This window comes from Blautia sp. CAG:257 (assembly GCF_000433815.1).
GTDB lineage: Bacteria > Bacillota > Clostridia > Lachnospirales > Lachnospiraceae > Blautia_A > Blautia_A caecimuris.
The window spans coordinates 1-14,481 of the sequence record NZ_HF999075.1; the positions used below are offsets into that span (position 1 = coordinate 1).

At 47.1% G+C, this 14,481-nt stretch carries 16 protein-coding genes; 5 read left to right on the forward strand and 11 right to left on the reverse strand.

Features of this window, described 5'->3' with window-relative positions; genetic code table 11:
• The 3 genes from QVP40_RS09350 to QVP40_RS09360 all read right to left on the reverse strand — a co-directional run.
• The coding region (locus tag QVP40_RS09350; RefSeq protein WP_288200445.1) for an RNase adapter RapZ at positions 1–287 on the reverse strand (287 nt) is incomplete at its 3' end.
• Positions 288–290: 3 nt separating this feature from the next.
• Positions 291–1,211 carry a UDP-N-acetylmuramate dehydrogenase gene (gene murB / locus QVP40_RS09355; RefSeq protein WP_022068188.1) on the reverse strand — a complete coding sequence of 307 codons (921 nt, stop codon included), beginning with the start codon at positions 1,209–1,211 and terminating at the stop codon, positions 291–293.
• Between the two features lie 20 nt (positions 1,212–1,231).
• Positions 1,232–1,960, reverse strand: a complete 729-nt coding sequence (locus tag QVP40_RS09360; RefSeq protein WP_022068189.1) for a tRNA threonylcarbamoyladenosine dehydratase — start codon at positions 1,958–1,960, stop codon at positions 1,232–1,234.
• A 150-nt stretch (positions 1,961–2,110) separates the two neighbouring features.
• On the opposite strand from QVP40_RS09360, the gene QVP40_RS09365 reads away from it, so the two are divergent.
• Genes QVP40_RS09365 through QVP40_RS09385 form a run of 5 tightly spaced genes read left to right on the forward strand, consistent with a single transcriptional unit; the run spans position 2,111 to position 5,148 of the window.
• The gene (locus QVP40_RS09365) at positions 2,111–2,527 is read left to right on the forward strand and encodes a stage V sporulation protein AB (RefSeq protein ID WP_022068190.1); all 417 of its coding nucleotides are present in this window, start codon (positions 2,111–2,113) and stop codon (positions 2,525–2,527) included.
• Positions 2,528–2,583: 56 nt separating this feature from the next.
• A complete protein-coding gene (locus QVP40_RS09370; protein WP_022068191.1) occupies positions 2,584–3,054 on the forward strand; it encodes a SpoVA/SpoVAEb family sporulation membrane protein in 471 nt (156 codons plus the stop codon).
• The gene (locus QVP40_RS09375; protein WP_022068192.1) at positions 3,051–4,121 is read left to right on the forward strand and encodes a stage V sporulation protein AD; all 1,071 of its coding nucleotides are present in this window, start codon (positions 3,051–3,053) and stop codon (positions 4,119–4,121) included. Before QVP40_RS09370 ends, QVP40_RS09375 begins: the two co-directional genes overlap by 4 nt.
• 15 nt (positions 4,122–4,136) lie before the next feature.
• The gene (locus tag QVP40_RS09380) at positions 4,137–4,493 is read left to right on the forward strand and encodes a SpoVA/SpoVAEb family sporulation membrane protein (RefSeq protein WP_022068193.1); all 357 of its coding nucleotides are present in this window, start codon (positions 4,137–4,139) and stop codon (positions 4,491–4,493) included.
• A gap of 22 nt (positions 4,494–4,515) precedes the next feature.
• Complete coding sequence (locus QVP40_RS09385; protein WP_022068194.1) at positions 4,516–5,148, forward strand: stage V sporulation protein AA; 633 nt, start codon at positions 4,516–4,518, stop codon at positions 5,146–5,148.
• Here QVP40_RS09385 and QVP40_RS09390 read toward each other — a convergent pair.
• The 8 genes from QVP40_RS09390 to QVP40_RS09425 all read right to left on the reverse strand — a co-directional run bounded on the left by QVP40_RS09390 (position 5,133) and on the right by QVP40_RS09425 (position 14,480).
• Positions 5,133–5,855 carry a SigF/SigG family RNA polymerase sporulation sigma factor gene (locus QVP40_RS09390; RefSeq protein ID WP_022068195.1) on the reverse strand — a complete coding sequence of 241 codons (723 nt, stop codon included), beginning with the start codon at positions 5,853–5,855 and terminating at the stop codon, positions 5,133–5,135. The two genes, QVP40_RS09385 and QVP40_RS09390, sit on opposite strands and share 16 nt — an antisense overlap.
• A gap of 10 nt (positions 5,856–5,865) precedes the next feature.
• A complete protein-coding gene (spoIIAB, locus tag QVP40_RS09395) occupies positions 5,866–6,291 on the reverse strand; it encodes an anti-sigma F factor (RefSeq protein WP_022068196.1) in 426 nt (141 codons plus the stop codon).
• A 2-nt stretch (positions 6,292–6,293) separates the two neighbouring features.
• A complete protein-coding gene (locus tag QVP40_RS09400; RefSeq protein WP_022068197.1) occupies positions 6,294–6,620 on the reverse strand; it encodes an anti-sigma factor antagonist in 327 nt (108 codons plus the stop codon).
• Between the two features lie 225 nt (positions 6,621–6,845).
• Positions 6,846–8,177 (reverse strand): tetratricopeptide repeat protein, encoded by a 1,332-nt coding sequence (locus QVP40_RS09405; RefSeq protein WP_022068198.1) that lies wholly within the window; start codon positions 8,175–8,177, stop codon positions 6,846–6,848.
• A 17-nt stretch (positions 8,178–8,194) separates the two neighbouring features.
• Complete coding sequence (locus QVP40_RS09410) at positions 8,195–8,347, reverse strand: hypothetical protein (RefSeq protein ID WP_022068199.1); 153 nt, start codon at positions 8,345–8,347, stop codon at positions 8,195–8,197.
• 66 nt (positions 8,348–8,413) lie between these two features.
• Positions 8,414–9,715: a bifunctional folylpolyglutamate synthase/dihydrofolate synthase gene (locus tag QVP40_RS09415; protein ID WP_022068200.1), complete on the reverse strand. Its 1,302-nt coding sequence runs from the start codon at positions 9,713–9,715 to the stop codon at positions 8,414–8,416.
• A gap of 124 nt (positions 9,716–9,839) precedes the next feature.
• Positions 9,840–11,861: a sulfatase-like hydrolase/transferase gene (locus QVP40_RS09420; RefSeq protein ID WP_022068201.1), complete on the reverse strand. Its 2,022-nt coding sequence runs from the start codon at positions 11,859–11,861 to the stop codon at positions 9,840–9,842.
• 15 nt (positions 11,862–11,876) lie between these two features.
• Positions 11,877–14,480, reverse strand: a complete 2,604-nt coding sequence (locus tag QVP40_RS09425; RefSeq protein WP_288200446.1) for a valine--tRNA ligase — start codon at positions 14,478–14,480, stop codon at positions 11,877–11,879.
• Between the last annotated feature and the right edge of the window lies 1 nt (position 14,481).

The following is a 14,481-nucleotide window of genomic DNA, read 5'->3' on the forward strand; positions in this document are numbered from 1 at the left end:
AGCACACGGTCGTCCGCATCCAGAAACAGGATCTCAAACTCATATCCAGCCTCGCCAAGCTGCTCCAGTACCTTTTCCAGCTCTCCCAGATCCCGGCCGCTTCTGGCGTCAATTCCAATGGCTGCATTCTGCACATCCTCCCCCTGCATTCCCGCCATCAGAGACACAAATTTACTTAAAAGGGGAATCGGAAGATTATCCACGCAGAAATAGCGGGCATCCTCCAGCATTTTCAGAGCAGTACTTTTGCCCGCTCCTGATAATCCGGTTACAATTACAAGACGCATTCCTTATCTCCCGTTAAAGTCTCCCAGGAACTTCACCTCAGGTTCCAGGGTAACTCCGTATTTTTCTCTTACCACCCGGATCACATGATCCATCAGACTTCTCACATCTTCAGCAGTGGCTCCGCCTGCATTTATCACGAAACCGCAGTGTTTTTCTGAAACCTGCGCTCCGCCTACACGGTATCCCCGAAGGCCGCTGTCCATGATCAGCTTTCCCGCAAAATATCCTTCGGGCCGTTTAAAGGTACTGCCTGCGCTAGGGTAATCCAGGGGCTGTTTTTCTGTACGCCGTTCCGACAGATCCTTCATTGTGGCGCGGATCGCTTCCTCATCTCCCTTTTTCAGCGAGATCACTGCCTCAAGCACAAGATATCCGGCAGTCTTGATAATGCTGGTCCGGTATCCCATTTCCATTTTTTCTGCAGGGATTGTAAGGATCTCCCCCTCCCTGGTCATTACCGTAACCTCTTTCAGAACGTCTTTCAGTTCTCCGCCATAGGCGCCTGCGTTCATCACGGCAGCTCCGCCGATGGTTCCCGGAATTCCTCCGGCAAACTCAAATCCTGTGAGAGAAGCATTTCTTGCCGCCACTGCAACAGACGAAAGCAGTGCGCCTGCGCAGGCATGAATTTCTTCACCGTCCAGACGGATTTCTTCCATATTGCGGTCCATCTGAATGATCACACCTCTGTATCCACTGTCACTGACCAGAAGATTGCTGCCATTTCCCAGAACAAAAAACGGGAGCTTTTCTTCTTTGCAAAGTCTCAGCACTTCCCTGATCTGCTCATAATTTTCCGGCATAACAAATACGTCTGCCGGTCCGCCGATCCGGAATGTGGTATGCTGGCTCATCGGCTCATCAAAAAGCACTCTGTTGTTTCCGAAAATTCCGATAAATTTCTGTCTCATTTCTTCTTTCACAGGTTCTTTCCTCTATCTTTCTATTTTTTATTTAACCCTTTTCCATTTTCTGTCAGGATATCTCTGACAACCTCCCCGGCGATCAGCATTCCTGCCACACTGGGCACAAAAGAAATACTTCCGCCGACTATCTCTCCGTTTCTGGCCTCGGTCACCTTCTTCGGACACCGTTCCCGGGAATACAGAACCTTTACTTTGCGGATTCCTTTTTTGCGAAGCTCTGTACGCATTTTCTTCGCAGCCGGACATATATTGCCTGTTCTGGAAATATCCGTAATCTCAAATCTGGAAGGATTCAGTTTTCCCTCTGTTGCCAGACAGGAGATTACCGGCGTATGGCATAATTTTGCCTGTTCGATCAGAAGAAGCTTGGATTCCATCGAGTCAATGGCGTCCACAATATAATCATAGCCTCTCAGGTCAAACATCCCCGACGTATCCTTATTGTAAAAGGTTTCGTACGTATGGACCAGAATATTCTCATCAATATCCCGGATCCGTTCCTTGGCAACCTGTACCTTTTTCCTGCCAATGGTAGAATGCAGGGCAAAAAGCTGCCGGTTAATATTTGTTGCAGATACTACATCGTGATCCACCAGCGTAAGGCTTCCCACGCCGCAGCGGGCAAGAGCCTCCACTGCATAGGAACCCACACCGCCTAGACCAAACACGGCAATCTGCGCTCTTCCCAGACGATCCACTCCTGTCTGTCCCAGTAATAATTCCATTCGGGAATATACGTCGTACATACGCAAACCTCCTGCGTCATTGTTTATCTTTTTAATTATACTATCCGCTGTAGAAAAAGTACAGGTTTTCATAGTTTTTTAAGAATTAGTGTATAATTTTCATGTTTTTTTACATAATACACACTAAATTCCGCGAAAGGAGAATTTCTCATGTGGCAGCAGATATTTCTGGGTCTTCTCGGACTTTGCTCCGGAACCATTATTGCCAGCGGTGTGGCAGGACTTCTGATCGGTCTTTCCATTATCCCCCGATATGCAGGCATTACCCATACCGCTGATCATATCCTTCTTTATGAAGATATGTGTTTTCTGGGAATCTTTCTTGGAAATCTTTTTTGTCTTTTCCGGTTCCCCCTGCCTCTGGGAACTCCTTTTTTACTTTTATTCGGTGTGTTCTCCGGTATTTTCCTTGGAGGATGGATCCTGGCTCTTGCTGAAGTAGCTGACATGTTTCCTGTTTTTACAAGAAGAATCCGTCTGACACAGGGACTTCCTCTTATCATCCTGTTTATTGCCCTGGGAAAACTGACCGGTACACTTTTCTTCTATTATTTCGGGTGGCAGTAAGACCCATTATATTCATAAATATCTGAAAAGTCAAAATAAATTGAAAGGAAAAATTTATGGCAAATTCTGAACAGCTAAAAAAACAAAAAGAATATGAGAAATATGTAAAGCGGGTAACCCCTGTCCACAGCCTTCCCCTGAATATGATAAAAGCATTTTTTACAGGCGGACTGATCTGTATGTCTGGACAACTTCTTCTGAATACGGCCCAAAGCCTTGGCGCAGACAAGGAAGAAGCCGGAAGCTGGTGCTCTCTGATTCTTATTCTGATCAGTGTAATCCTCACCGGTCTGAACCTGTATTCCAAAATCGGAAAATTCGGCGGAGCCGGTGGTCTTGTGCCCATTACAGGCTTCGCTAATTCTGTGGCAGCCTCTGCCATTGAATTTCAGGCAGAAGGGCAGATCTTTGGTATCGGCTGCAAGATCTTTACCATTGCAGGACCTGTGATCCTTTACGGAATCCTCAGTTCCTGGCTGGTTGGATGTGTCTATTATATTCTTAAACTTATGGAGGTGATTGTATGACTGCCGGAAAACTGACAGGAAGCGCCAGCATTTCCTTTGAACAGCCTGTATACATTGAAAGCGCGGCTGCTATTGCCGGAAAAAAAGAAGGAGACGGCCCTCTTGGAAACCTTTTTGACATGGTTTCCAAGGACCCTCTCTTCGGAACCCAGACCTGGGAGGCAGCAGAAAGCACTCTTCAAAAAGAAACCGCAGGGCTTGCAATCGGAAAAGCCGGACTGACTCCCCGTGATATCCGAATGGCCTTTGCAGGAGATCTGCTTGCCCAGACCATTGCCTCCTCTTTCGGGATTGCGGAAATGGACATTCCTTTTTATGGACTGTACGGCGCCTGCTCCACTATGGGGGAAGCACTGTCTCTGGGAGCAATGGCGGTCTCAGCCGGTTACGGAGAACATATTCTCTGCGCTGCTTCCAGCCATTTTGCCACAGCAGAAAAGGAGTTCCGTTTTCCTTTAGGCTATGGCAGCCAGCGTCCTCTGTCCGCTACCTGGACCGTGACCGGAAGCGGTGCCTGTGTCATCGGCTCCAGACCGCCGGTTCCCCAGGAGCGTTCAGAACACTCTCCGCTTTGCTGCAGTTCCGGCTGCGCCGTCATTACAGGGATCACCACAGGAAAGGTAATCGACTATGGTTTCCATGATTCTCTTAATATGGGCGGCTGCATGGCTCCGGCTGCCTGCGATACCATATGGCAGAATCTTTATGATTTCGGCCGCACCCCGCAGGATTACGACGCTGTTTTTACCGGAGATCTGGGGATGGTAGGCCAGCGGATCCTTCAGGATCTTCTTTTTGAAAAGCATATTGATATCAGCAAAGTCCATCAGGACTGCGGACTTCTGATCTATGACAACACCTCTCAGGACACCCATTCCGGCGGAAGCGGCTGCGGCTGTGCAGCTTCCGTGCTTGCAGCCTACATTCTTCCGGAGGTTGTCCGGGGCACATGGAAAAGAATCCTCTTTGTGCCAACAGGAGCCATGCTCTCCAAGGTCAGCTACAACGAAGGAGAGGCTGTTCCGGGAATTGCTCACGCAGTAGTCATTGAACACAGAGATTTTTAACAGGAGGAACATCTCATGGATTATTTTAATGCATTCTGGGTAGGCGGCCTTATCTGCGCTCTTGTCCAGATTCTTCTTGACAAAACCAAACTTCTTCCCGGCAGAGTCATGGTCATTCTCGTATGCTCCGGAGTTATCCTCAGCGCCGTCGGACTTTACCAGCCTCTTACGGACTATGCCGGGGCAGGCGCATCCGTGCCTCTGACCGGTTTCGGCCAGATATTATGGAAGGGCATGAAAAAAGCCATTGACCAGGATGGGCTTCTTGGTCTTTTTACCGGCGGATTTACCGCCTGCTCTGCAGGAGTTTCCGCTGCTCTGATCTTCTCCTGGATCGGAAGCCTTATTTTCCGCCCTAAAATGAAAGACTGATCTTTCAGAAAGGACCTCAGCTATGAACGACACCTTATATCTTCAGCTTGACCAGAACATCGAAGTTCATCATCCTCATGTATACCTTCAGGATATTGCCCGTCTGTCCTGTACCAACGCAAAGCTTCTCAACCGCCTTCGGGTTCTTCCGGTTGCCAACCTGGACCCGGAAAAACCCGGCCGGTATGTGATGACTGCCATGGATCTGGTAGATCTGATCCAGAAAAAAGAGCCGGAACTTACCATCACCCATATAGGCGAACCTGATTTTATTCTTACCTACAAAAAAACAGGAGCTTCCCATCAGCTCTTTCATATTGTCAAAACTGCTTTCGTCTGTCTGATTTCCTTTTTTGGCGCAGCTTTCTCTATTATGACCTTTAATACAGATGCGGACGTAGGAAAGCTTTTCAGGCAGATTTATGAACAGGTAACGGGCAGCGTCTCCAATGGCTTTACGATTCTTGAAATCACCTACTCTGTAGGCCTTGGACTGGGCGTTCTGTTTTTCTTTAATCATTTCAGCAGGGTAAAGATCACTTCAGATCCTTCCCCCATGCAGGTGCAGATGCGTATCTACGAAGACCAGGTAAACTCCACTGTCATCGAAGATATTAACCGGAAACAGGCGGCTGAGCATCAGGAACCGTCATAATACTCTCTCAGCCGCTTTATGATGCGTTTTTCCATTCTGGATACCTGAACCTGCGATATTCCCAGTCTGCCTGCGATTTCTGTCTGAGTCATATCCTGAAAATACCGCATGCAGATCAGCCTTCTTTCATCCTTTTCAAGTTTTCCCAGAACCTCTTCCAGCAGAATCCTGTTCAAAAGCTTTTCCTGCCGGTTTTCTTTTTCCTCAAGTCTGTCCGCCAGAGTGATCTCCGTTCCCTCTCCCTGGTACACAGTCTTATAAATGGATTCCACCGGAGCTCCTGCCTCCATTGTCATGGCAAGCTCTTCCGGAGCCATGTTGACTGCGCGGGCAAGCTCCTCCATGTCAGGCTCCCTTCCCAGACTCCGCTCCAGCTCTGCCCTGGTCTGAAATACTTTGCTGCAGTTTTCCTTTATGGATCTGCTAACCTTCAGCATCCCGTCATCTCTGAGAAATCTCCGTATTTCTCCTGCGATCATAGGCACCGCATACGTAGAAAATTTTACGTCAAATTCTGTGTCAAACTTATCCACTGCCTTTAAAAGCCCGATGCTTCCGATCTGAAAAAGATCCTCCATTTCTACGCCCCGGCCTAAAAATCTTTTTGCCACACTGTAGATAAGTCCTGTATTCTCCTCAAAAACTGTATCTCTTGCCTCTTTATCCCCCTGGTGCGCAAGCCCGATCAGGGCAAGAGTATGCTCCATTCCCCCCTCCTTATCTTCGGATCGTCTTTTTCATGTGGACAGAAGTTCCTACTCCCACTTCAGAATCAACAGTTACCTCATCCATAAAAGCTTCCATAAATGTAAATCCCATTCCGGAACGCTCTTTTTCCGGTTTTGTTGTATACAGGGGCTCCATGGCTTTTTTGACATCAGAAATGCCTACTCCCTGATCTGTAATGTCCACAAAGATCTCTCTTCCTTTCAGCTTCAGATCCATGCGTATCTTATGTACCTCGCCCTCATATCCATGAATAATACAGTTAGTCACTGCCTCAGACACTGCCGTTTTCAGATCCGCAACCTCCTCCAGAGTGGGATTCAGCTGCGTGCAGAAAGAAGCTGCCGCAATACGTGCCATCCCTTCGTTTACCGGACGGCTGTCAAAAACAATTGTCATTTCATTGGTGTTTTCCATGGTCACTTCTCCTCTCCCTCAGCTTTCTGAATTTCTATATATCTGTGAACCCCTGACAGATGCAGAAGCTTGTCAATATGAGGATTCACCTTTACTGCGCAGATGCACCCCTGCCTCATTCCCAGAGCCCGGTAACGCCCCATCAGAAGTCCGATGCCAGAGCTGTCCATAAATCCTGTATTCTGAAAATCAAACAGCATGGTCCTGATGTATACGTGGCTCATGATCCGGTCTGATTCTCTGCGTATCTCATCTGACACCGGATGATCCACATCTCCCGGAAGATGCACAGTCAGACTTGCTCCCTCCAGTTCAAACATTTCATTCATGATTATTTTCCCCCTTATTCTGCATTTTATTCCATTTTTCCACATTTTTTTGCCTGATGATAAACATATATTTATTTCTCCGCTGCTTTGTTGTTGTCAGAAGCCTAGCTGATACTCAGGCGTTTTTCCAGGAAGGTTCACACAAAATGTCCTGTTTTCCCGATCAAAAAAGGGATGTGCCTGCGCACATCCCCCTGCTTCGAGGTTTTTCTCATGTTTTCTGCATTATTCATAATAGGAGCCGTCATCATAGTAACCAGATTCATCATAGCTTCCGTCATCATAGCTTCCTTCTCCATAGGATCCGGAGTCGTCATATCCTGAGCCATCCGTACTTCCCTCCGTACTGTCGGAGTCTCCGCTGCTTTCCCCACCGGATGATTCATCTGTCTGCGGCTGTTCCGGATCTCCGATCCCTGCTACGCCTGTAGCGTCCCGGATAGTAATGTAAACAGGCTTCAGGGATTCCGGAAGAACATCCACCTGAACATTCTTTACCGCTACCGCTGCTTCATCCAGATTCTGCTGCTGGTAAAACGTGTAGGCTGTGAGAAGCGACTCATAGCTTTTGCTCTTTGCCTGTTCTTCCGTCAGCTGTTTCGATACCGTTTCCGCTGTATTATCCGATTCTTCTGCTTTACCCTGAACCCTGGTAAGCTCTGCCCCCTGGGTTGCCAGAGATTCACTGTACTGGACGATCTGCTGGTTTGCCTCCTGATAAATCCCCTGTTTTATAGCAGGAACTGCAAGAAGCCAGAACGCTACTGCGCCTGCTGCCATTCCGGACATGATCAGAAGGAAAACCGGAAGTCTGGATCTTTCATGATAAACCGGCGTCTGGACCGTATACTCGCTTTCTGCCGGATCATACTCCATATTTTTATTTTTGTTATCCCGGAAAAAGCCTTTTTTCTGCTTTTCCAGTCTGGTTGTCACGCCAGTCTGTTCATCTACTTCCCTTAAAAATCTGAGAGTTGTGGTATTTGTCTTGTCAATTTTTGCCGCTTTTCTGAGCGTTCTCCTTGCCCGGCTCCACTCTCCGTTTTTTATCTGGATCAGAGCCAGAAGATGATACCCCTTGATCAGCTTGGGATTCTGAGAAAGAATCCGGCGAAGCTGAATGGAGGCCATATCCTCATGACCTTCTCTGCACAGAAGAAGCGCGTGGTTATATTTCCGGATGGTGTCATTGATAACCTTCAGTTTATTTCCGTTTGCCTGAAGTCTGCCAATATACTCAGACGCAAGATTTCTTGTGGGCTGAAGATTCTTGCTGATCACCCATTCACTGAGCGCGGCAACCACCTCGCCTGTTTCAAAATACACAAGCCCCAGAAGATTTCTTGCCCTGATGTTTCTTTTATCATAAATAAGGCTCTGTTTCAGACAGGCAATCGCCCCTGACAGGTCACGGATGCTTGCCTTTTCCAGCCCCTGATTATAAAAGCTCTTGGAAAGATAATCCACTTTTTTCTGAATCAGTACATTGTACCCGCAGCTTGGACAATAATCCAGGTCCATGTCTGTAAGAAATGCACCGCAATTCACACAATTCATCTGTAGAATTCTCCTTATTATTTTACACGCCTGTTACTCTTGGCCTCTCTTAATACTTCCTGAAGCACATCAAGAATATCAGTGAGCTCTCTGTCGTAAATCGCACCTTCTGCTTCCCGCACGTCAAGACATGGCTCAAACTTCTTCAGCTCTTCCTCATAATCTATCATTTGTTTCCGCCTCCTTGCTCAATGTTTTCCGAGCATACAGGTACACCCCTGGGTGTTTCCGCCTCCTTAGTGCTCAGTCATTTTCTGGATGATCGCTTTGATCTCTCCCACCAGATACAGAGATCCTACGCAGAAAAGCATTCCCTCTTTCCCTCTGTATTCAAGGGCTCTTCTGAATGCTATCTCCACATCCTCGCAGCTTTCTGCGCAAAGGCATCCCTCTTTCCGGAAAATATCCGCAAGCTGCTCCGCCGGAACCTTTCTGTAGCCTCCTACCTGGGTCACGATCACATGCTGAAACCGAATCCGTCCTGCAACAGTCCGGATCATGTCTGTATAATCCTTATCATCTACAGCAGAAAACAACAGCGTCAGAGGATAATCCTTCTGAAAATGTTCTGCTGTCTCCACAAACTTTTCTACTCCGTCTTCGTTGTGAGCGCCGTCCACGATCACTCCCGGAAGAACGGTTTCCATACGTCCCTGCCAGCGTGTTTCCCTGAGGCCACGAAGAACAGCGTCCTTCGGAAGGTTTACCACATCCTTAATAACCTCTGCAGTTTTCAGCGCCAGCGCCGCATTCATCACCTGATATCCTGCAATAAACGGAATGGAAAATGCTGTGTTTCCATAATACTCATTCTCCATACAAAAATCAATGCCCGCACTGGTATTTCGCAGAATTTCCGTATTTTCCTTTTTTACTTCATAATACGGACTGCCCAGAGCCTCAGCCTGCTTCCGAATCACCTTGGCTGCCTCCGGATTATTTCCGTCATAGATCACAGGCACTCCCGGAACAATGATCCCTGCCTTTTCTCCTGCAATCTCTGCAATGGTATTCCCCAGATACTGCATATGGTCAAAGCTGATGGATGTGATCACACAGGCAACGGGATCCTCCACTGCTGTTGTGGCATCCAGACGTCCTCCCAGTCCGGTTTCCAGCATGACATAATTCACACCTGCCTCGGCAAAGATCACCATTCCCATAAGAAACAGCATCTCAAAATACGTGGGATGGTAACTTCCCTCTGCCACAAGCTCGTCTGCAAGAGCCTTTACCTTTTCAAATGCGCTCATAAACGTCTGGTTATCAATATTCTTCTCATTGATCTGAAAGCGTTCATTGATCACAACCAGGTGTGGAGAGGTAAAAAGTCCACAGGAATATCCCGCCTCTCTGAAAATGGAAGTCAGAAAAGCACAGGTACTTCCTTTTCCGTTGGTTCCTGCCACATGAATGACTTTAAACTTTTTTTCCGGATTTCCCAGACGCTCCAGACACTCTTTTGTATGGGAGAGTTTATTTTTTGTTGTAAACTTTGGAGTTTCTTCAATATAAGCAACCGCTTCTTCGTAATTCATAAAAAAATTCACCACTTCATCTAATGTTTTCGCAGCGGCATCAGTCTGATATACCGCTACGATATCATTATATATGAGTGGTGAAATATGTCCAGTACCAATCGTAATCTTTTATTCGGCAGGATCAGTTATCTTCCGTCGGCAGTTTCCATTTATTTTCATCGAACAGCATATAGCAGGAACGGTCATAGCTCTTGCTCAGAGCCTTTCGTGTTGAGCTGTTGCTTCGCTGCACCACAGAAAGCCTGTCGAAATCTTCCAGCTCTGTGCCGGAGATCATCAGCGTTGTGGGATTCACATAAATGGTATCGTGCCATTCTCCATTCAGTTTTACCTGACTGGACGGCGTAAAATTAGTTCCCGTGATCCGGTAGGTATGATCCCAGGCTGATACCAGGGAAACTCCGTCCAGCGTCACATCATAAAGTCCGAGACGCATCTTTGTCCTTTTGAACGGATTTTCTCCCTCATAGGAATGCTGCTCCCCATAAAGCAAGTCATACTGAAGAGTTTCCAGATCTACCTGATAATTCTTTGTATTTCTTCTTGCCTGGTGATAACGGAAAACAGTTCCCTCATGGATTCCCACACGGTCCAGAACCTCTGCCGCCATCTGATAAGCCGCAAGGTTCACGTCTTTTTTCTCAAGCCCAAAGTTGTCCCACATAACATACTGTGTCTGGAAAAGATATTTATTGTCCACATCCTCCACAGTCAGACCCATAGTAGGAAGATGATCTCCATACATAACAAGAACAACATCCTCCGGATAATCTTCAAGCCTGTCTGTAAGCTCTTTGACAAAATTATCCATCTCATGGATCTGGTTCACATAGTACTCCCACTGGTTATTCTTGGAAGCAGTAGGAGAACCGGTCACAGTGATCTCATGCTCTTCAAGCTCCGGTTCCTCCGGGTAGGCTCCATGTCCCTGCACAGAGATGGTATAAACATAATCCGGCTGATCCTCTGTGGAATCCAGGCATTTCAGGATCTCATCTGTAAGGACCCGGTCTCTTGTCCAGCCCAGCGGGTTTTTATCATCCTCCTCAGGCATATACTCTGCAGAGGTAAAGGTGTCAAATCCCAGATTCGGGAAAATACTTCTTCTTCCGTAGAAATTCGCCTCATTGTTATGTATGGCATGACTGGAATATCCCAGCTCTCCAAGAACATACGGAGCGCTTTCACAGGTTGTCTCCTTCAGAATACTCTTATAAGGATATTCTCCCGGTCCGAAATACCGAAGGCTCATGCCTGTAATGGACTCAAACTCTGTATTTGCCGTACCTGCGCCTACAGAAGGCACTTTGTAATATCCGGAGGTATACTCCTTCATCATTTTACGGAAGTTAGGTATGGGATCTTCGGATATCTCCAGATAATTTACAAGCTCCGGATCAAAGAAAGATTCCAGCTGCAGGAAAATAATGTTGGGATATTCTCCCTCTCTGGTTTCCGGCAGGTTCTCCTCGGTTTTTTCAATCCTTTTGATTTCTTTTTCCGAGTAATCTCTCGGACAGCTGATTCCGGTATCAAAGATCGTAACCCCGAGACAGTAAGGATATCCGTAATCCTCATAGGCAAAGGCTATGTTTCCAAAATAATTGGACAGCACTCTTTTTTCCAGCGCAAGCTGTGTCACTCCGGCAAAAAGCACAAATCCGGCAAGTACCAGAGGAATATTCCAGCGGTATTTCAGCTTTCCTTTAAACTTCGGTCCTTTGACGATCAGCGCCAGAAGCGTCAGTGCAAAAAGCCCCAGTACGATCAGTGCCACAATCACTCCCCATTTGGGAAGATATTTTTCCAGAAGAGCCATTCCATCTGTCAGAAGATGAAGATCCGGTCCGGTAAACGGTGTAACACGGGTAGCCAGGATCACACCGTTTATGATTCCAAGAAGAAGCCAGAACATCACCAGCAGCACACGGATAAAGCATCTTCTTCTGAACAGGTATACAATCAGAGAAGATGTGAAAATCAGAGCCGCATTGTAGGCAAACACCAGTGGCCTGCCTGTCATAAAATCCCATGCCTCAGTAAAGGAATGTCTGCTGATTGCCTCAATCAGAAAATATCCTGCTGCACTGACCAGTGCATGAAGCAGCAGAGAAATCCTGTTACATATATCATACCATTTCATCTTAACGCTCCTTTATCACTTTTGCATCTGTGAAAGCTGTACGTTTACCTTTTCCATCATTTCTTCGTATTTCTGAAGTTTTTCTTTTTCTGCGTCTACCTTTGCAGCAGGCGCTTTATTTACAAAATTCGGGTTATTCAGCATACCCTGGCAGCGGGCGATCTCTTTTGTGAGACGCTCCTGCTCTTTTGTAAGACGCTCGATTTCTTTTTCTCTGTCAACCAGATCTTCCAGAGGCAGATAAACAACTGCGTCAGAAACCACTACGGAAACTGCATCCTCGCCGATTCCGTCCTTTGTCTCCTGAACCTGGATTTCTTTAGAGAAGGCAAGGTTTACAAAGGATCTTTTGCAGGCCTCATAACGGGCGCAGGTATCTGCGTCTCTTCCCACAATATAAAGGCTGGTCTTGCGGTTTACCGGAACATTCATTTCTGTACGGGTATTGCGGATGCCTCTTACCGCCTCCTTAAAGCCCTCAACTGCCTTTTCTGCCTCCGGGAAGCTTCTCTCTTCTGTGTATACCGGCCACTGGGAGATCATAATAGAATCCTCTTCCGGCAGAAGAGTACAGTAAATTTCCTCAGTGATAAACGGCATGAACGGATGAAGCAGCTTCAGACCTTCGGTAAGAACTGTACGAAGTGTCCACAGAGCCTCTCCGGCTGCCTTTGGATCTTCCTCTGCCTTCCACAGACGAACCTTTGCCATCTCAATGTACCAGTCGCAGAGCTCATCCCACAGGAAGTCATAAACCTTCTGAACAGCAATACCAAGCTCATATTTTTCCATGTTTTCTGTTACTTCACGGACTACTGTATTCAGTCTGGAAAGAATCCACTGATCCTCCATGCACAGCTCCTTCAGGTTCTCAGGAGCAGAGACTGTTCTGCCTTCCAGATTCATCATGATAAATCTGGATGCATTCCAGATCTTATTTGCAAAGTTACGGCTGGATTCTACTCTCTCCCAGTAGAAACGCATGTCATTTCCCGGAGCATTTCCGGTGATCAGTGTCAGACGAAGAGCATCGGCTCCGTATTTGTCAATTACTTCAAGAGGGTCGATACCGTTTCCAAGAGACTTGCTCATTTTTCTTCCCTGAGAATCCCTTACAAGGCCGTGGATCAGAACGTGGTGGAAAGGCGCCTTTCCGGTCTGCTCCATAGCAGAAAATACCATACGGATAACCCAGAAGAAAATAATGTCATAGCCTGTCACAAGCACGTCTGTAGGATAGAAATATTCCATTTCCTCAGTTTCGTCCGGCCATCCCAAAGTAGAGAACGGCCACAGTGCGGAGCTGAACCAGGTATCCAGAGTGTCCTCATCCTGATGAAGATGAGTGCATCCGCATTTCGGACATTTTTCCGGCATCTCACGGGCAACAACCACCTCGCCGCACTCATCACAGTAGTAAGCCGGGATTCTGTGTCCCCACCAAAGCTGACGGGAAATACACCAGTCACGGATATTTTCCAGCCAGTGAAGATAGGTTTTGCCAAAGCTTGCAGGAACAAATTCTAGCTCGCCCTTATTGAGAACGTCAATAGCAGCTTTTGCCATCTCGTCCATACGAACGAACCACTGAGGCTTGATCATAGGCTCTACCGTAGTGCCACAGCGGTCATGAGTTCCAACGCTGTGGGAATGGGGAACTACCTTCACCAGAAGTCCCTGTGCCTCAAGATCTGCCACCATTGCCTTACGCGCTTCATAACGGTCCATTCCCGCATATTTGCCACCAAGAGAATTGATGGTAGCGTCGTCATTCATGATATTGATCTCAGGAAGGTTGTGACGTTTTCCAACCTCAAAGTCGTTAGGGTCATGGGCAGGTGTGATCTTCACGCAGCCTGTTCCAAATTCTTTATCCACATACTCGTCTGCCACAACCGGAATTTCACGGTCTGTGAGAGGCAACTTCAGCATTTTTCCAACCAGATCTTTATATCTTTCATCATCAGGATTTACTGCAACTGCAGTATCACCCAGAAGTGTTTCCGGACGAGTAGTGGCAATCTCCACAAAACGTCCCTCTTCTCCAACGATAGGATAATTGATATGCCAGAAAAATCCGTCCTGATCCTCATGCTCTACCTCTGCGTCAGAAATCGAGGTCTGGCATACCGGACACCAGTTGATGATCCTGGAGCCTTTGTAAATATAGCCTTTTTCATAAAGCTTGATAAACACTTCCTGAACTGCCTTGGAGCAGCCCTCGTCCATGGTAAAGCGTTCTCTTTCCCAGTCTGCGGATGCGCCAAGCTTTTTCAGCTGGTTGATGATCTTTCCGCCGTACTCTTCCTTCCACGCCCAGGCATGCTTTAAAAATTCCTCACGGCCGATCTCGTGCTTGTCAATTCCTTCTTTTTTCAGCTTGTCAATAACCTTGACCTCTGTGGCGATTGCCGCATGGTCAGTTCCAGGCTGCCACAGCGCCTCATAGCCCTGCATTCTCTTAAAACGAATCAGAATATCCTGCATGGTCTCGTCCAGAGCGTGTCCCATGTGAAGCTGTCCGGTAACATTGGGCGGCGGCATCACAATGGTAAAGGGTTTTTTATCTGGATTTACTTTTGCATGGAAATAACCATTATCCATCCATTTTTTGTACAGA

Excerpts from the sequence above, each read along its gene's own strand:
- QVP40_RS09360 (WP_022068189.1), bottom strand. The coding sequence starts at position 1,960 with ATGTACGACGTATATTCCCGAATGGAATTATTACTGGGACAGACAGGA.
- QVP40_RS09365 (WP_022068190.1), top strand. The coding sequence starts at position 2,111 with ATGTGGCAGCAGATATTTCTGGGTCTTCTCGGACTTTGCTCCGGAACC.
- QVP40_RS09370 (WP_022068191.1), top strand. The coding sequence starts at position 2,584 with ATGGCAAATTCTGAACAGCTAAAAAAACAAAAAGAATATGAGAAATAT.
- QVP40_RS09375 (WP_022068192.1), top strand. The coding sequence starts at position 3,051 with ATGACTGCCGGAAAACTGACAGGAAGCGCCAGCATTTCCTTTGAACAG.
- QVP40_RS09380 (WP_022068193.1), top strand. The coding sequence starts at position 4,137 with ATGGATTATTTTAATGCATTCTGGGTAGGCGGCCTTATCTGCGCTCTT.
- QVP40_RS09385 (WP_022068194.1), top strand. The coding sequence starts at position 4,516 with ATGAACGACACCTTATATCTTCAGCTTGACCAGAACATCGAAGTTCAT.
- QVP40_RS09390 (WP_022068195.1), bottom strand. The coding sequence starts at position 5,855 with ATGGAGCATACTCTTGCCCTGATCGGGCTTGCGCACCAGGGGGATAAA.
- spoIIAB (WP_022068196.1), bottom strand. The coding sequence starts at position 6,291 with ATGGAAAACACCAATGAAATGACAATTGTTTTTGACAGCCGTCCGGTA.
- QVP40_RS09400 (WP_022068197.1), bottom strand. The coding sequence starts at position 6,620 with ATGAATGAAATGTTTGAACTGGAGGGAGCAAGTCTGACTGTGCATCTT.
- QVP40_RS09405 (WP_022068198.1), bottom strand. The coding sequence starts at position 8,177 with ATGAATTGTGTGAATTGCGGTGCATTTCTTACAGACATGGACCTGGAT.
- QVP40_RS09410 (WP_022068199.1), bottom strand. The coding sequence starts at position 8,347 with ATGATAGATTATGAGGAAGAGCTGAAGAAGTTTGAGCCATGTCTTGAC.
- QVP40_RS09415 (WP_022068200.1), bottom strand. The coding sequence starts at position 9,715 with ATGAATTACGAAGAAGCGGTTGCTTATATTGAAGAAACTCCAAAGTTT.
- QVP40_RS09420 (WP_022068201.1), bottom strand. The coding sequence starts at position 11,861 with ATGAAATGGTATGATATATGTAACAGGATTTCTCTGCTGCTTCATGCA.